Source organism: Bacillus sp. V26 (assembly GCF_034296245.1).
GTDB classification, from domain to species: Bacteria; Bacillota; Bacilli; order Bacillales; family Bacillaceae; genus Bacillus; species Bacillus halotolerans.
Genome location: NZ_JAXKQF010000006.1, coordinates 151,823 through 168,050, shown reverse-complemented (window position 1 = coordinate 168,050; position 16,228 = coordinate 151,823). Strand labels below are relative to the sequence as shown.

The window sequence follows — 16,228 nt, the reverse complement described above, 5'->3', positions numbered from 1 at the left end:
CAGAATACCCGCAAGCCCCTGTTTTCAGGGGCTTGTTTTTTGTTTGAAAACTGCAGATAAGTTGGTCTGAGAAAAAAATATGAAAAAAAACCAAAAAAGTTATTGCCACTTCTATTTGTTCGTGATATTATAAATCTCGTTGTTACGGAAACTGCTTCAATAGAGTACAAGATGAGAACTTGATCCAAGTCGTTTGCTCTATGAAAAATCCGGCATCTTAAGAGCCATTAGCTCAGTTGGTAGAGCATCTGACTTTTAATCAGAGGGTCGAAGGTTCGAGTCCTTCATGGCTCACCATTTTTGTGAAGGCCCGTTGGTCAAGCGGTTAAGACACCGCCCTTTCACGGCGGTAACACGGGTTCGAATCCCGTACGGGTCATTGATTTACTTTAGCGTTATTGCTAAATTCCTTATTTGTCTGCGAGAGTTGACACGACAACTCTCCAGACAAATTACTGTAAGGTCCGGTAGTTCAGTTGGTTAGAATGCCTGCCTGTCACGCAGGAGGTCGCGGGTTCGAGTCCCGTCCGGACCGCCATTTTACTTTACTTAGTAGAGAAAAATAAATCATTTGGCTCGGTAGCTCAGTTGGTAGAGCAACGGACTGAAAATCCGTGTGTCGGCGGTTCGATTCCGTCCCGAGCCACTTACCAAACGCATCTGCAATCGTAGGTGCGTTTTTTCTTTATAAAAAGGATAAACATGCGGAGTGTTATAATGGAAGAAAAAGGGAGAACCGGCCCTGCGGCCGGTTCAAAGAAGAAGACGTCAATGAAAAGACGCACGCAGGTGAGGGGAGGTTTCATTTAAATTATCTTTTTTAAGAAAAGTTGAAAAACATGACAAAAGATAGACAACTGGTGGATGAAGGTGAAAAATGTGTTTTTTTCTAAACCTTTATTTTTTTTATCTTTTGACCTTAAACCGTTATAATAGACAAGGACCCATTGTTCTATTTGGGCCATAAGTGATGTAACGAATGTGATATAGATGAAATGAAGACCATTCGGCAGGAGGAAATCAAAAATGATGGATAAAAAGATCCTTGTAGTAGATGATGAAAAACCGATTGCAGATATATTAGAATTTAACTTAAGAAAAGAGGGCTATGAAGTGCATTGCGCCTATGACGGAAATGAAGCCGTTGAAATGGTGGAAGAGCTTCAGCCTGATTTAATTCTTTTAGATATTATGCTTCCGAATAAAGACGGCGTTGAAGTATGCCGTGAAGTCAGAAAGAAATACGATATGCCTATCATTATGCTGACGGCTAAGGATTCAGAAATTGATAAGGTCATCGGGCTTGAAATCGGCGCGGATGACTATGTTACGAAACCATTCAGCACACGAGAGCTTTTAGCCCGTGTGAAAGCGAACTTGCGCCGCCAGCTGACAACAGCGCCAGCGGAGGAAGAATCATCTTCCAACGATATTCATATCGGCTCCCTCGTCATCTTCCCTGACGCGTATGTAGTGTCAAAACGGGATGAAACGATCGAATTAACCCATCGTGAGTTCGAGTTGCTGCATTACCTGGCAAAACACATCGGACAAGTCATGACTCGAGAGCACTTGCTGCAAACAGTATGGGGCTACGATTACTTTGGGGATGTCAGAACGGTTGACGTAACAGTGCGCCGCCTTCGTGAAAAAATTGAGGACAACCCGAGCCATCCAAATTGGATTGTCACACGCCGCGGCGTCGGTTATTACTTGAGAAACCCAGAACAGGACTAATGCCCAATGAATAAGGTTGGTTTTTTTCGGTCGATCCAATTTAAGATTACCTTGATTTATGTGCTTTTGATTATCATCGCGATGCAAGTCATTGGTGTGTATTTTGTCAATCAGGTAGAGAAGTCGCTGATTACCTCTTATGAACAATCGCTTAATCAGCGAATCGACAACCTTTCTTATTATATTGAGCAGGAATATAAGAGTGATAATGACAGCACCGTCATTAAGGATGATGTCAGCCGTATTTTGAATGACTTCACGAAGAGTGATGAGATTCGGGAAATTAGTTTTGTTGATAAAAGCTATGAAGTGGTTGGCTCTTCAAGGCCATATGGAGAAGAAGTTGCAGGGAAACAAACGACGGATCTCATTTTTAAAAGAATTTTTTCTACTAAACAGTCTTATTCTAGAAAATATTATGACCCGAAAAGCAAAATAAGAGTCCTCATTTCCGCAAAGCCCGTTACGACTGAAAACCAAGAGGTTGTCGGAGCGATTTATGTAGTAGCGAGCATGGAAGATGTCTTTGGCCAAATGAAGACCATCAACACGATACTGGCCTCCGGCACTGGTTTGGCCCTCGTTTTGACAGCCCTCCTCGGTATTTTTCTGGCCAGAACCATTACCCACCCGCTTTCAGATATGAGGAAGCAGGCAATGGAGCTTGCGAAAGGGAATTTCTCCAGGAAGGTTAGAAAGTACGGACATGATGAAATTGGACAGCTCGCCACAACGTTTAATCACTTAACGAGAGAGCTTGAAGATGCTCAGGCAATGACAGAGGGTGAACGCAGAAAGCTTTCCTCTGTTATTGCCTATATGACGGATGGCGTTATTGCCACAAACCGAAACGGCGCGATTATTCTCTTGAACAGCCCGGCGCTGGAGCTGCTGAACGTTTCACGTGAAACAGCCTTAGAAATGCCGATTACAAGCTTGCTGGGGATTCAAGAGAATTATACTTTTGAAGATTTAGTCGAACAGCAGGACTCTATGCTGCTCGAAATTGAGCGCGACGATGAATTGACAGTGCTTCGTGTCAATTTCTCCGTGATTCAAAGGGAGCATGGCAAAATCGACGGTTTAATTGCTGTCATTTACGATGTAACCGAGCAGGAGAAAATTGACCAGGAGCGCAGAGAGTTTGTAGCGAATGTATCACACGAGCTGCGGACGCCGCTTACGACCATGCGCAGTTATTTAGAGGCGTTAGCTGAAGGCGCGTGGGAAAATAAGGACATTGCACCGCGTTTCTTAATGGTGACACAGAATGAAACAGAGCGGATGATTCGGCTTGTAAACGATTTGCTTCAGCTTTCTAAGTTTGACAGCAAGGATTATCAATTTAATCGTGAGTGGATTCAAATCGTCCGATTTATGTCGCTCATCATTGATCGTTTTGAAATGACGAAGGAACAGCATGTGGAATTTATCCGCAATCTGCCGGACAGAAACCTGTATGTGGAGATTGACCAGGATAAAATTACGCAGGTGCTCGATAATATTATTTCCAACGCTTTAAAATACTCACCTGAAGGCGGACATGTCACCTTCTCGATTGACGTAAATGAAGAGGAAGAACTTCTCTATATCAGCGTTAAGGATGAAGGGATCGGGATTCCGAAAAAGGATGTCGAAAAAGTCTTTGACCGCTTCTACAGGGTTGATAAAGCGAGAACGAGAAAGCTCGGCGGGACCGGTCTGGGGCTTGCTATTGCCAGGGAAATGGTTCAGGCACACGGCGGAGATATTTGGGCAGACAGTGTAGAAGGAAAAGGCACAACGATAACTTTTACTCTTCCATATAAAGAGGAACAAGAGGATGATTGGGATGAAGCGTGAAAATATAAAAACAATATTACTTACGGTACTCGTCGTCATCAGTCTTGTTTTTACATGGAGCATATGGACATTTCAGCCTAATTTTTCTGAAGACTCGTCATCAGCAGAGTCTACGGTGCGTGAGAAGCATAAAATTGAAAAAAATACCCAAAAGCTGTCTGAAACGGTAAAACCGCGGGAAATGTTTATTCATGATGACGGTGCTCATTATAAGGTCGATGATGAAACGCTTTATGATGAAGTCTGGTCAGATTTGCCACATTGGGATGTAAAAGGCATTAAAGATATATCGGATCAATATGATAAGGCCGGATTTAAGAGCTGGTTTTATGGAAGAGGCGGTTCTGCTGCCAAGCTTGATCTGCAATTCAGTGACACGATACCTATTGATATTATTCAAACGCTGTTTAAATGGTCCAATCAATCGTTTGAATACAGCTCGTTTGATCATATTATGATCCCATTCGATGAAACAAAAACGAATAAGAAGATTTATTTGGTATCTTACAGCAAGCAGCTTATTCTGGAAGTGACGGTTGAATCAGCAAACTACCGGAATATCATGAACGATTTAAAAAACAAAGAATCAAATATGCCTGCGTACAGCTTGTTCTCGATCGGCACAAAGAAAGAGTTTTTGCTTCCGAACAAATCGCTTACGATGGATAAAAAGGAATTTGTTACGGAATCAATTAAAACAAACACTTTTAAACAAGCGCTGTTCAGCGATCCGAGCATTGTAAGAGAAGATTCGAATTATAATAACAGAAATGTACTGACGGACGGCATCAGCCGTTTAGATGTCAGCCTGACCCAGCGGCAGGTTCAATTCCAGCAGCGTAATTTAGTGCAGAGCACTTCGTATCAAACAGGTGAATTAATCAAAAAGAGCCAGAAGTACCTAGAGGATACAGGAAGCTGGACGGATCACTATCAATTTTTTAATATCAACGACAGCCAGCAGCTGAGCTTCTATATCTTTATGGATCAGCTCCCGGTCATTAACAGCATGTCTAAACCGTTTGGCGGAACTTCGGCAATCACCGTCCAATGGGCCAATGACGATATTCTCAGCTATAAACGGCCGAACTACAGTCTTGGAACGAATCCGATTAAAACAAGTGAGACACAGCTGATGAGCGGCAGGGAAGTGAGGGCCCTTCTGTCCAAACAAACGGCGTATGATACGGACAAAATTGATCAGATTTTCCCTGCGTATCAGATGATTTCAACATCAACCAACGATGATCCTCTTGTTGAGCTTGAACCGGTTTGGACTATGAAAATAAACGGAAAAATGGTGCCGATTACGAAGGAATTATTGACGAAGGAGGGGGCAGACAATGGAGTGGAATAAGACAAAAACAATCTTCATCGTTGCCTTCCTCATTTTAGATATTTTCTTAGGCTATCAGTTTTTTGAGAAGCGATCTAATAGTAAAGAATATGAAGTCATTAAAAATGATGTAGAGCATGACATGAAGGCAGACCATATCACGTATGAAGGTCTGGATAAAGAAGCGATAGAAGGCTATCGGATCACAGCGAATCAAAAAGTCTTCACGAAGGATGATATTGAATCACTCAAGGATCAAAAGCCTATGATGGATATGCCTAGTGATGATCATAAAGTAACGAACCTAAAGATGAAGTTTACGAGCCCGATAGCCCTTTCAAAGAAAAACATAGAGGACGATGCACAGGCGCTTGTGTCTTCTAAAATTCAAGATGGTGAAAAATATAAGCTTTGGAAGGTGGATAAATCTAAAAAAGAAATCATTTACTTCCAAACGTATGAAGGCCATTACATTTATCAGAAGACTGACAACTCCTCTAATATGATCGGACAAGTAATTTTGCACTTAAACGATAAAAACGAGGTTGTGTCATACGAGCAGTCGACGCTTGAAACCTTTAAACAGATTCAGAAGGAAAACTTAATTACTGAGCTTGATGCGGTTGAATTATTGTACTATCAAAATCAATTAAAAGAATACTGCACCATAAAGAGTGTGAAATTCGGCTATGTGGCGCAATATCCGCTGACAAGCACGCAGGTGCTGGCTCCGGTATGGAGAGTTACGGTGGAGTATGATAAAAAAGTGAACGGCGAGAAAAAGAAAGTGCAAGAGTATTTTACTGTGAATGCTTTGGAGAGTACGATTTTAGATACAGATCAATCAAAATAATGGAGTGAACTGAAATGAGCTTGCAATTTAGCGTTCTTGCGAGCGGGAGTACGGGAAATGCGTTTTACCTGGAAACAGAGGATCACGCGTTTTTAGTGGACGCCGGTTTGAGCGGGAAAGCCATGGATGGATTAATGGCGCAAATCGGACGTAAGCTGGATGATGTGGACGGCATTTTTGTGACGCATGAGCATAGTGACCATATTAAAGGCCTCGGCGTTATCGCCAGAAAGTACAAGCTTCCGATCTATGCGAACGAGAAGACGTGGAAGGCGATGGAGAACCAGATCGGCAAAATTGATACCGATCAAAAGTTTGAGTTTCCGATGGAGACGGTGAAGTCGTTTGGCGGACTTGATGTAGAATCGTTTGGCGTCTCTCATGATGCGGCAGAGCCCATGTTTTATGTGTTTCATTGTAATGGGCGCAAGCTCGCGTTAATGACAGATACAGGGTATGTCAGCGACCGGATGAAGGGCATTATCCGCTCGGCGAATGTGTTCGTTTTTGAAAGCAATCATGATGTCGGCATGCTGCAAATGGGAAGATACCCTTGGAGCATTAAGCGGCGGATTTTAAGTGACGTCGGGCACGTTTCAAATGAAGATGCTGCGTTGGCGATGACGGATGTCATCGGCGACGAGACGTCTCGTATCTACCTCGCTCATTTGAGTCAGGACAACAATATGAAAGAGCTGGCCAGAATGTCGGTCCAGCAGACATTGGCTTCTAAAGGATTTGTGACAGGCGAAACATTTGATTTGTTTGATACCGATCCGAAAAAGGCTACTCCGCTTTGCGCTGTATAATTTTTTCTTGTGTAACATGACTATTATAGGAGTTTCTAATCCACAATATAACCATATCAACGTTCTCTGAAAGGATGGAATATGGTGGATTACGAGCGTGAGGAAGAACATAATACTCCTGAACAGCCGAAGAGAAGCAAAAAAGGTTATTTTCTTTCAAGCCTGATTGGGGTGATTGTCGGCGCTGTATTGATGGCGTTTATTATGCCGTACCTTTCAAATGAGGGGTTTGATACGGGCGAGGCGGATCAGCAGCAGACCAACGGCCGGGAATCAATTCGAACAGTGAATGTCAGTGTGAACAACGCTGTCACTCAGATTGTCAGCAATGTGTCGCCGGCTGTTGTCGGTGTCGTAAACATTCAAAAAACAGATATTTGGGGAGAAAGCGGTGAGGCTGGGAGCGGCTCAGGCGTCATCTATAAGAAAAATGACCACTCTGCTTATGTCGTGACCAACCATCATGTGATCGAGGGCGCTTCCCAAATTGAAATCAGTTTAAAAGACGGTTCGCGTGTGTCTGCTGAGCTTGTCGGCAGCGACCAGCTGATGGATCTTGCCGTTTTGCGGGTGAAAAGCGATAAAATCAAAGCTGTCGCTGATTTTGGCAATTCAGATAAAGTAAAATCTGGGGAACCGGTAATTGCGATCGGCAATCCGTTAGGCCTTGAATTTGCAGGCTCTGTCACACAGGGCGTCATATCGGGAACAGAGAGGGCGATTCCGGTTGATTCCAATGATGACGGTCAGCCTGACTGGAATGCAGAGGTGCTGCAAACCGATGCAGCCATTAACCCGGGGAACAGCGGCGGAGCTTTGTTGAATATGGACGGAAAAGTCATTGGCATCAATTCAATGAAAATCGCGGAGTCAGCGGTTGAAGGGATTGGCCTGTCCATTCCATCTAAGCTTGTGATCCCGGTGATAGAGGATATAGAGAAATACGGCAAAGTGAAACGTCCGTTCCTTGGTATTGAAATGAAATCGTTAAATGATATCGCAAGCTACCATTGGGACGAAACGCTGAAGCTTCCTAAACATGTGACCAACGGAGCTGTGATAATGGGTGTAGATGCCTTATCACCTGCCGGAAAAGCGGGACTCAAGGAGCTGGATGTCATCACTGAATTTGACGGGCAAAAAATAAATGATATTGTGGATCTTCGGAAGCGGCTTTATCAGAAAAGAGTCGGTGATCGGGTGAAGGTGACGTTTTACCGCGGCGGAAAAGAAAAATCCGTTGAAGTGAAGCTGTCCTCCGCAGATCAGTTAGGAAGTTAATACAAGCAGTCTGGCACTGATGCCAGGCTGTTTTTTTATGCAAAAAAACGGAACGGGATCACGCCCGTTCCATTTCAAAAAAAAGATCGAATATGAAGAAAATACAAGATGGATGTTACACGTGAAACAGCGTGTAAGGGCTTGTCAGCTTTCCATTTTCAGCGTTTATTTTAATGGTTTGTTCTGTATGATTACTGGTTGTTATTTTAATGATGTACATAGGTTTATTTTGCGTGCAGAGAAAACTTCTTCAGCCGGTATTGCAGGCTTTGTCTGCTGATGCCGAGCTCCTGAGCGGTTTTTGAAATGTTATGGCCGTGTTTTCTAAGGATGTTTTCGATCACATATTTTTCAAAGCTCTCCATTTTTTCTTTCAAATCAGCGGCGGGCTGATGCCCTGCGGGTTCCGGCTTCGAGATGTCTGCCGGCTTGATTTTCATGCGGTATTGATATGGCAGATGGTTGGCCGTAATCGTTTGTTCATCTGTCATGAAATTCATCGCGCCCTCGATCATATGCTCAAGCTCGCGAATATTTCCCGGCCAATCGTAGGATAAGAAAAATTGCTTCACATCTTCACTGATATGTTCGACATTCATTTGAAACAGGTGGTTGTTTTTCTGGATGAACTCTGACGCGAGAAGCAAAATGTCCTCTTTGCGTTCCCGAAGCGGCGGGATGATCAGTGTCACGACGCTCAGCCTGTAATACAAGTCCTTGCGCATTCGTTCTCCCGCAATGGCATCAATCGGGTCTTCGTTCATCGTGGCGATAATGCGCACGTCAATCGGTGTATCCTTGGTCGAACCAATGCGTCTGATTTTCCGTTCTTGCAGGGCGCGCAGCAATTTTGCCTGCAAGCTCAAATTCAGTGAGTTGATTTCATCTAACAGAAGTGTGCCGCCATGGGCTTGCTCAAACAGGCCAGGCTGGTCAACGGCACCTGTAAACGCGCCTTTTTTCGTACCGAACAGGATGCTTTCCACCAGGCTGTCAGGCAAAGCCGCACAGTTTTGAGAAATAAACGGGCCGCTTGATCGGTCGCTGCCGTTATGGATACTTTGTGCGAACAGTTCTTTTCCCGTCCCGGTTTCACCTGCGAGAAGAACCGATGAAGACGTGCGGGTCGCCCGCTTGGCGTTTTCGATGACATCCTGAATCGCCGGACTGGTGCCGAGAATGCTGTCAAATGTGTAAGTCGCGTTTCCTTTTTTATGCATATTCTCTCTGATCAGGCGTTCCAGCTTTGTCACGTCCTTGGCAATTTCGACAGCCCCTTTGATGTTGCCGTCTTGGACGATCGGATATGTATGATTGATTGTCGTGATTTCCTGGCCTTTATTGTTGAAATAGCTCTGCTTTACATTTTTGATCGTTTTGCCTTCCTGGAGGGCTTGCACAAGTGTGCTGTCCTGCTGCTTCGAAAACATAAATACATCCATCAGGTTTTTATTTAAGACGTCCTGCTTCTCCATATCTTCAATTTGCATCATTTTGTTGTTATAAACAATCGTGTTTCCATGCTCGTCCACGACGTGCAGGCCGACATCAATTTCATCCAAAATGCTCTGAAACACTACTGTGAGGAATTCGCTGTCTTTCACCAAGTATAAACCTCCCTCATTTATTTTCTTAATATTGCTTCTATTTTATAAAAGAATAGAGAGGATATGCAAAAGAATTTTGCACTTTATGAAAATTTCGCGCGAAATATCTGAATATTTTTGCACCCTTCCCTCGAATACTGTAGAAAATACACGAATGTGCGAGTTGGCACGAAACTTGCATTTATAAAAAGGGAAAGCAGGATATAGTGTTGAAACAGAAAACAAGGGGGAATTCAAATATGCCAGCTTTATCAAAATCCAAAGAAATTATTGATCAGACGTCTCATTACGGTGCCAACAATTATCATCCGCTGCCAATTGTTATTTCTGAAGCGCTGGGTGCTTGGGTAAAGGACCCGGAAGGCAATGAATATATGGATATGCTGAGTGCTTATTCTGCGGTGAACCAGGGGCACAGACATCCGAAGATCATTCAGGCGTTAAAGGATCAGGCTGATAAAATCACGCTGACGTCTCGCGCGTTTCACAACGATCAGCTCGGACCGTTTTACGAAAAGGCGGCTAAGCTGACGGGCAAAGAAATGATTCTGCCAATGAATACGGGGGCTGAAGCGGTTGAGTCTGCGGTGAAAGCAGCGAGACGCTGGGCTTATGAAGTAAAGGGCGTGGCGGACAATCAGGCGGAGATCATTGCGTGCGTTGGAAATTTCCATGGCCGGACGATGCTGGCGGTTTCTCTTTCTTCTGAAGAAGAGTATAAAAGAGGGTTCGGCCCGATGCTTCCGGGAATCAAACTAATCCCTTACGGAGATGCGGAAGCGCTGCGCCAGGCGATTACGCCAAACACAGCGGCATTCTTATTTGAACCGATTCAAGGTGAAGCGGGCATTGTGATTCCGCCTGAAGGATTTTTGCAGGAAGCGGCGGCGATTTGTAAGGAAGAGAATGTGCTGTTGATTGCCGATGAAATTCAGACGGGTCTCGGACGTACAGGCAAGACATTCGCTTGTGACTGGGATGGCATTAATCCTGATATGTACATTTTGGGGAAAGCGCTTGGCGGCGGTGTGTTCCCGATCTCATGCATTGCGGCGGACCGGGACGTTTTAGGCGTGTTTAACCCGGGCTCACACGGCTCCACATTTGGCGGAAATCCGCTGGCATGTGCGGTGTCCATCGCCTCACTGGAAGTGCTGGAAGATGAAAAGCTGGCGGAGCGTTCTCTTGAGCTTGGAGAGTATTTTAAACAAGAGCTGGAGAGCGTTGATAACCCAATCATTAAAGAAGTCCGCGGCAGAGGGCTGTTTATCGGTGTGGAACTGACGGAAGCGGCGCGTCCATATTGTGAGCGTTTAAAAGATGAAGGACTTTTATGCAAGGAAACGCATGATACCGTCATTCGTTTTGCACCGCCATTAATCATTTCCAAAAAGGATTTGGATTGGGCGATTGAAAAAATTAAGCATGTGCTGCAAAAGGCATAAATCCGCATCATGGCGGGATATTCACTTCGTTTGTATAAATTTACAACAGAAAAATTAGCACTCCCTATTTGCTCAGCTACAGTATTTTAGTATAATGTATCTTTATGAGAAGAAGTGAATTTTATATTAAATAGATAGAGACTCTTTGGACAGCAAACTGGGATACGCATCACGATAGATGTTCCAGCTTAGATCCAATACAAGTTGCTGAAGGGGTGCAGAATGTGAATACGAACCAAGATAACGGAAATCAGCTCCAGCGGACAATGAAATCTCGCCACTTGTTTATGATTTCATTGGGCGGAGTGATCGGAACCGGTTTCTTCCTGGGAACCGGGTTTACCATTAACCAAGCGGGACCGCTCGGCGCGGTTCTGTCTTATTTAGTGGGCGGCTTTATCATGTTTTTGACCATGCTCTGCTTAGGGGAGCTTGCGGTCGCCTTTCCTGTATCGGGGTCCTTCCAGACCTATGCGACAAAATTTATCAGCCCGGCCTTCGGATTTGCGTTCGGCTGGCTGTACTGGCTCGGCTGGGCAGTTACATGCGCAATAGAATTTTTGTCAGCGGGGCAGCTGATGCTCCGCTGGTTTCCGCACGTTGATGTCTGGATTTGGTGTCTGGTCTTTGCGGCCCTAATGTTTACCTTAAATGCAATAACCGCGAAAGCCTTTGCAGAATCTGAATTTTGGTTTTCCGGCATTAAAATATTGATTATCCTTTTATTTATTATTCTCGGCGGAGCCGCTATGTTCGGCTTCATTGACCTAAAAGGCGGAGAGCAAGCGCCGTTTCTGACGCATTTTTATGAAGATGGGTTATTCCCGAACGGCATAAAGGCAATATTGATAACGATGATTACCGTGAACTTCGCATTCCAGGGAACTGAGCTGATCGGGGTTGCAGCCGGAGAAAGTGAAAACCCTGAAAAAACGATTCCGCGGTCCATCAAACAGACAGTATGGAGAACACTTGTCTTCTTTGTTCTTTCAATCATTGTCATTGCCGGCATGATTCCGTGGAAACAGGCGGGTGTTGTGGAAAGTCCGTTTGTTGCCGTATTTGAGCAAATCGGAATTCCATATGCCGCTGATATTATGAACTTTGTTATTTTAATCGCGCTGCTATCCGTTGCGAATTCAGGTTTATACGCATCGACTCGTATCCTGTACGCGATGGCGAATGAAGGACAGGCCTTCAAAGCGCTCGGCAAAACAAATAAAAGAGGTGTGCCGCTGAACGCGTTAATTGTAACGATGGCTGTAGCCTGCCTGTCGCTTCTGTCAAAAGTAGCGGCGGCCGAAACCGTGTATATGGTGCTTCTATCCTTGGCGGGCATGAGCGCACAGGTCGGCTGGATCGCGATTTCACTTTCCCAAATCAGGTTCAGACGCAAATATATCCGTGAAGGCGGCAAGATAGAAGATCTAAAATTTAAAACACCGCTATACCCGGTGCTTCCGCTGATCGGCCTGACGTTAAATACAGTCGTTCTCATCAGTCTCGCGTTTGATCCGGAGCAGCGTATCGCGCTGTATTGCGGAGTGCCGTTTATGGTCATTTGCTACATCATTTATCATGTTGTCATTAAAAAACGCAAGCAGGCAAATCGTCAGCTAGAGCTTTAAAAACGTTGTCCGCAAGTCATCTTTGTTAGAACCCGCATAGGACATTATCTTATATGTTGAGGTGGAATCACAGATGGATAAAACGATTTCGGTTATTGGAATGCCAATGGATTTAGGACAAGCACGACGCGGAGTGGATATGGGCCCGAGTGCCATCCGGTATGCCCATTTGATTGAGAGGCTGTCAGAAATGGGTTATACGGTTGAAGATCTCGGTGACATTCCGATCAGCCGTGAAAAGATCAAAAACGATGAAGAACTGAAAAACCTAAATTCCGTGCTGGCAGGAAACGAAAAGCTCGCTCAAAAGGTGAACACCGTCATTGAAGAGAAAAAATTCCCGCTTGTCCTGGGCGGCGATCACAGTATCGCGATCGGCACGCTCGCAGGTACAGCGAAGCATTACGATAAGCTCGGCGTCATCTGGTATGACGCGCACGGTGACCTGAATACACTAGAAACATCACCTTCAGGCAATATTCACGGCATGCCGCTGGCCGTCAGCCTCGGCATCGGACACGAGTCACTGGTGAACCTTGAAGGGTATGCGCCTAAAATCAAACCGGAAAATGTCGTCATTATCGGCGCCCGGTCACTTGATGAAGGAGAGCGCCAGTATATTAAGGAAAGCGGCATGAAGGTGTACACCATGCACGAAATCGACCGCCTCGGCATGACAAAGGTGATCGAAGAAACCCTCGATTATTTATCAGACTGCGACGGCGTCCATCTCAGCCTCGATCTGGACGGACTTGATCCAAACGACGCACCGGGTGTCGGAACCCCTGTCGTCGGCGGCATCAGTTACCGCGAAAGCCACCTGGCTATGGAAATGCTGTATGACGCAGGCATCATTACCTCAGCTGAATTTGTTGAGGTCAACCCGATTCTTGATCACGAAAACAAGACTGGCCAAACAGCAGTAGAGCTCGTAGAATCCCTGCTAGGGAAGAAATTGCTGTAGACATGTGAAAACCCCCGCATCCCAGCGGGGGTTTTCTTTATTATCCAATCATTTTCTCAGCGACTTTCATCTCTTGTGAGTGTGATTGGTGATCTGCAATAAACCAGCCGGATAAAATCACTGCTGCAACGCCTGCGCCAATTAGAAACTTTTTCATTTACATAACCTCCGTTTGTTTAATGAGTTCTTCAATCTGTAACGCTTCATAAAAAAAGTGGGCAGCTTCTTTATAAAGCTCATTTTCCCTATACCGTTCGCCAGCCAAAATGGAAAGTTCTCTTACACTGTCGTATTCTCTCTCCGACATCAACACACCCATATGTTCTTTGCATAAGTGAAACGTTTCCGCATGACCTCCTTCTGCGTAAATGGCATATAAAATATCGATTTTTGCCTCACATATCTTATTCGGCTCAGTATTGAATTTTTCCTTCAATTTTTGGTAATAAGCTAGGGCATGTTCTTTCTTTTCAATCTTAAACAGCTCTCGTATCAGCAAGTAAACAGAATGATAGTAATAGGCAGATCGGGCGTACTCTTCGTTCTGTAAAGCCTCTTCTAATGTTGAGATGGCCTTGTCTGATTTGCCGCTTTGAGCATGGAGAAGCCCAAAGTTATGTAAAAGCTGGGCTTCAAAAAAATAGTCCTGTAATTCTCTCGTCATGCGAATGGCTTCATCCAAATAGGTTTCCGCCTCTTCAAACTGGTTCATCTCGGTAAAATTGCCTGACATCGTAATTAATGCGGAGGCGAGTTTCTTTTTGTAATCCGTTTCTTCTCTGAACGTTTTGACCGCTTGCCTTGTATGGTTGAGAGACACAATATTTTGTCCCAGCTTATAATAGAGCTTGCCGACCTTCAGATGAAATTCGGCTTTTTCGATCGGATCGGGGATGTTGCTGAGATACTGCTCCGCTTCTTTATAGAGCCCGATGGCAATTTCATAATTATTTTTATAGGCTTCATACATGCCTTCAAACAGAAAAAAGTAATATTTCAGCATGTCTGACGTAGCATTCATATGAGGAGACTCCTCATGCTCAAAGCCCAGCCCTCTCGCTTCATGAAGCAATACTTTATGGCGCAATTCTAATAAGGAGAAGTAGGCAAGCACCTCCTGATCCTCTTCCATATCATCCAATAAAGGCTTCACTTCTTCAAAGATACGGGCGGACTCTTCAACTTCATGTTTCTTGATCGCAAGGTACCAATCGTTGAGCATGTTAGCGATTTCTGCGGGTGCAATCTTATTCATTTGAAACTCCCTTCTCTATTCATTTATCAATCTATTTGCTTATCTTGATAGTAACACCTCTTTCTATTTTATGTAAAATCCTCTAGTCAATAAATAAAGGAGAGGCGATATGACCATCACGCTAACCCCCATGCAGATCGAAGAATTTCGATCCTATCTGACATACACGACTAAGCATTATGCAAAAGAAAAGGTAAAGGCAGGATCGTGGCTCCCTGATGAAGCCATGCTTTTGTCCAAACAGACTTTTTCTGATTTGCTGCCGAATGGGCTGCAAACGCATCATCACCATTTGTGGAGTATCATCCTGAACGGAAAGGAAACGGCTGGCTGGCTCTGGATTCACGCAGAACCGGAACACCCGCAGCAGGAAGCGTTTATTTACGATTTCGGGCTGTATGAATCATATCGGGGAAAAGGTTTCGCGAAGCAAGCCTTGAACGCACTGGATGAGATGGCGGGAAACATGGGCATTCGAAAGCTGTCTCTTCACGTATTTGCTCATAATGAGACGGCAAGGCAGCTGTATGAGCGGGCTGGATTTCAGGAGACTGATGTAATCATGAGTAAGAAGCTCTAGGCCTGGGGAAGGCCTTTTTTTGTGAGATAACCTTCCTGTAAATGATTTCTAAAAATTCTGTAAATCACCTAGATACCTTCCACACTTCCCTAATATAATGTTGATAAAGGAAATCATCTTTCCTAACACACATGAAAAGAGGAGATGTTATGAGTATTAAGGGAAAAATGTTTATTGGTTTGGTAGCGCTTACAATGTGCAGCAGCCTGTTTATTTCTCCCGCCAAAGCTGTGAAGGCCACGAACTATGCTGAAGAAATCGCAGCGCTTCAGCCAGGCACGACCCCAGAAGAAATCACAAAATCCGCCAGCCAGATTGCCAAACAGCAGCGCGTAAAGACCGATGTCATTCTCAAACAGTTTTACAATGAAATCACCGCCGATAAAGCAGAAGGAGACCAGCTCGCCAAGGAAAGCGGCATGTCCATGATGGGCGGCTCATCCGGTACGAAAAAACTTCCCACAAGCTCGAAAGGAAACATCTACTACACCAACTCCTACACAGCCTACTACAACCATGGCCACGTCGGTATGTACTCCGCCGCTGACAAAATTGTTGAATCTGTTCCAAGCGACGGCGTCAGACAAATTGCTTATAACGCCAGAGACGTGGAAGACAACTCCATCGTACAGACAGTCAATGTCACTTCTTCACAAAAAACATCCGCTGCCGACTGGGCGGTATCGAAAGTCGGCGACTCATACTCGTTTAACTTCGTCAATAACAGAAATACCGGCCATGACGGCGCCAAAAACTGCTCCAAGCTCCTGTGGTCCGCATTTTTGCTCAAGGCCGGCATTGATATCGACAGCAATAAAGGGTTAGGCGTTTACCCGCGCGACATCACAAGTTCTTCCTATACGACAACCGTCATGACGATCCATTAAGGAG

General features: G+C 44.7%; 14 protein-coding genes, 4 tRNA genes and 1 pseudogene. 16 read left to right on the top strand and 3 right to left on the bottom strand.

The window, feature by feature from the left end; translation table 11 throughout:
• Positions 1 to 221: 221 nt before the first annotated feature.
• The 11 genes and pseudogenes from UJ203_RS17115 to UJ203_RS20940 form a co-directional block, all read left to right on the top strand.
• Positions 222 to 297 (top strand) — tRNA-Lys (locus tag UJ203_RS17115).
• A gap of 10 nt (positions 298 to 307) precedes the next feature.
• Positions 308 to 379: transfer RNA gene (locus UJ203_RS17110), tRNA-Glu, on the top strand.
• An 82-nt stretch (positions 380 to 461) separates the two neighbouring features.
• Positions 462 to 538: transfer RNA gene (locus UJ203_RS17105), tRNA-Asp, on the top strand.
• A 35-nt stretch (positions 539 to 573) separates the two neighbouring features.
• Positions 574 to 646, top strand: a tRNA-Phe gene (locus UJ203_RS17100).
• Positions 647 to 1,029: 383 nt separating this feature from the next.
• Positions 1,030 to 1,737, top strand: coding sequence for a cell wall metabolism DNA-binding response regulator WalR (walR, locus tag UJ203_RS17095; protein ID WP_010332599.1), 708 nt, complete (start codon positions 1,030 to 1,032; stop codon positions 1,735 to 1,737).
• A 6-nt stretch (positions 1,738 to 1,743) separates the two neighbouring features.
• The gene (walK, locus tag UJ203_RS17090) at positions 1,744 to 3,579 is read left to right on the top strand and encodes a cell wall metabolism sensor histidine kinase WalK (RefSeq protein ID WP_044160205.1); all 1,836 of its coding nucleotides are present in this window, start codon (positions 1,744 to 1,746) and stop codon (positions 3,577 to 3,579) included.
• On the top strand, positions 3,569 to 4,936 hold the full coding sequence (gene yycH / locus UJ203_RS17085) for a two-component system activity regulator YycH (protein WP_322012682.1): 1,368 nt from the start codon (positions 3,569 to 3,571) through the stop codon (positions 4,934 to 4,936). The genes walK and yycH overlap by 11 nt, the downstream gene beginning before the upstream one ends.
• The gene (locus tag UJ203_RS17080) at positions 4,923 to 5,768 is read left to right on the top strand and encodes a two-component system regulatory protein YycI (protein WP_024123516.1); all 846 of its coding nucleotides are present in this window, start codon (positions 4,923 to 4,925) and stop codon (positions 5,766 to 5,768) included. The genes yycH and UJ203_RS17080 overlap by 14 nt, the downstream gene beginning before the upstream one ends.
• Before the next feature lie 14 nt (positions 5,769 to 5,782).
• Positions 5,783 to 6,577, top strand: a complete 795-nt coding sequence (locus UJ203_RS17075; protein ID WP_024123515.1) for an MBL fold metallo-hydrolase — start codon at positions 5,783 to 5,785, stop codon at positions 6,575 to 6,577.
• Positions 6,578 to 6,658: 81 nt separating this feature from the next.
• On the top strand, positions 6,659 to 7,858 hold the full coding sequence (gene htrC / locus UJ203_RS17070) for a serine protease HtrC (protein WP_105991102.1): 1,200 nt from the start codon (positions 6,659 to 6,661) through the stop codon (positions 7,856 to 7,858).
• A gap of 19 nt (positions 7,859 to 7,877) precedes the next feature.
• Positions 7,878 to 7,990, top strand: a pseudogene (locus tag UJ203_RS20940) (hypothetical protein); the annotation flags it as partial.
• Positions 7,991 to 8,082: 92 nt separating this feature from the next.
• Here UJ203_RS20940 and rocR read toward each other — a convergent pair.
• On the bottom strand, positions 8,083 to 9,465 hold the full coding sequence (rocR, locus tag UJ203_RS17065) for an arginine utilization regulatory protein RocR (protein ID WP_322012678.1): 1,383 nt from the start codon (positions 9,463 to 9,465) through the stop codon (positions 8,083 to 8,085).
• 239 nt (positions 9,466 to 9,704) lie between these two features.
• On the opposite strand from rocR, the gene rocD reads away from it, so the two are divergent.
• The 3 genes from rocD to rocF all read left to right on the top strand — a co-directional run bounded on the left by rocD (position 9,705) and on the right by rocF (position 13,502).
• Positions 9,705 to 10,910, top strand: a complete 1,206-nt coding sequence (gene rocD, locus UJ203_RS17060) for an ornithine aminotransferase (RefSeq protein WP_322012677.1) — start codon at positions 9,705 to 9,707, stop codon at positions 10,908 to 10,910.
• Positions 10,911 to 11,134: 224 nt separating this feature from the next.
• Positions 11,135 to 12,538: an amino acid permease gene (locus tag UJ203_RS17055; protein WP_095712589.1), complete on the top strand. Its 1,404-nt coding sequence runs from the start codon at positions 11,135 to 11,137 to the stop codon at positions 12,536 to 12,538.
• A gap of 73 nt (positions 12,539 to 12,611) precedes the next feature.
• The gene (gene rocF / locus UJ203_RS17050) at positions 12,612 to 13,502 is read left to right on the top strand and encodes an arginase (RefSeq protein ID WP_024123509.1); all 891 of its coding nucleotides are present in this window, start codon (positions 12,612 to 12,614) and stop codon (positions 13,500 to 13,502) included.
• 40 nt (positions 13,503 to 13,542) lie between these two features.
• Here rocF and UJ203_RS17045 read toward each other — a convergent pair whose 3' ends face one another.
• Both UJ203_RS17045 and UJ203_RS17040 read right to left on the bottom strand, forming a co-directional pair.
• Entirely contained in the window at positions 13,543 to 13,659 is a 117-nt protein-coding gene (locus tag UJ203_RS17045; RefSeq protein ID WP_010332587.1) for a Phr family secreted Rap phosphatase inhibitor, read from the bottom strand.
• Positions 13,660 to 14,757 carry a Rap family tetratricopeptide repeat protein gene (locus UJ203_RS17040; RefSeq protein WP_322012672.1) on the bottom strand — a complete coding sequence of 366 codons (1,098 nt, stop codon included), beginning with the start codon at positions 14,755 to 14,757 and terminating at the stop codon, positions 13,660 to 13,662. It lies immediately after the preceding gene.
• A gap of 109 nt (positions 14,758 to 14,866) precedes the next feature.
• Here UJ203_RS17040 and UJ203_RS17035 point away from each other — a divergent pair, with 109 nt between their 5' ends.
• Together UJ203_RS17035 and UJ203_RS17030 are read left to right on the top strand one after the other, a co-directional pair.
• Positions 14,867 to 15,337: a GNAT family N-acetyltransferase gene (locus UJ203_RS17035; RefSeq protein ID WP_322012671.1), complete on the top strand. Its 471-nt coding sequence runs from the start codon at positions 14,867 to 14,869 to the stop codon at positions 15,335 to 15,337.
• A 149-nt stretch (positions 15,338 to 15,486) separates the two neighbouring features.
• Entirely contained in the window at positions 15,487 to 16,224 is a 738-nt protein-coding gene (locus UJ203_RS17030; RefSeq protein WP_322012670.1) for a YiiX/YebB-like N1pC/P60 family cysteine hydrolase, read from the top strand.
• The last annotated feature ends 4 nt before the right edge of the window (positions 16,225 to 16,228 follow it).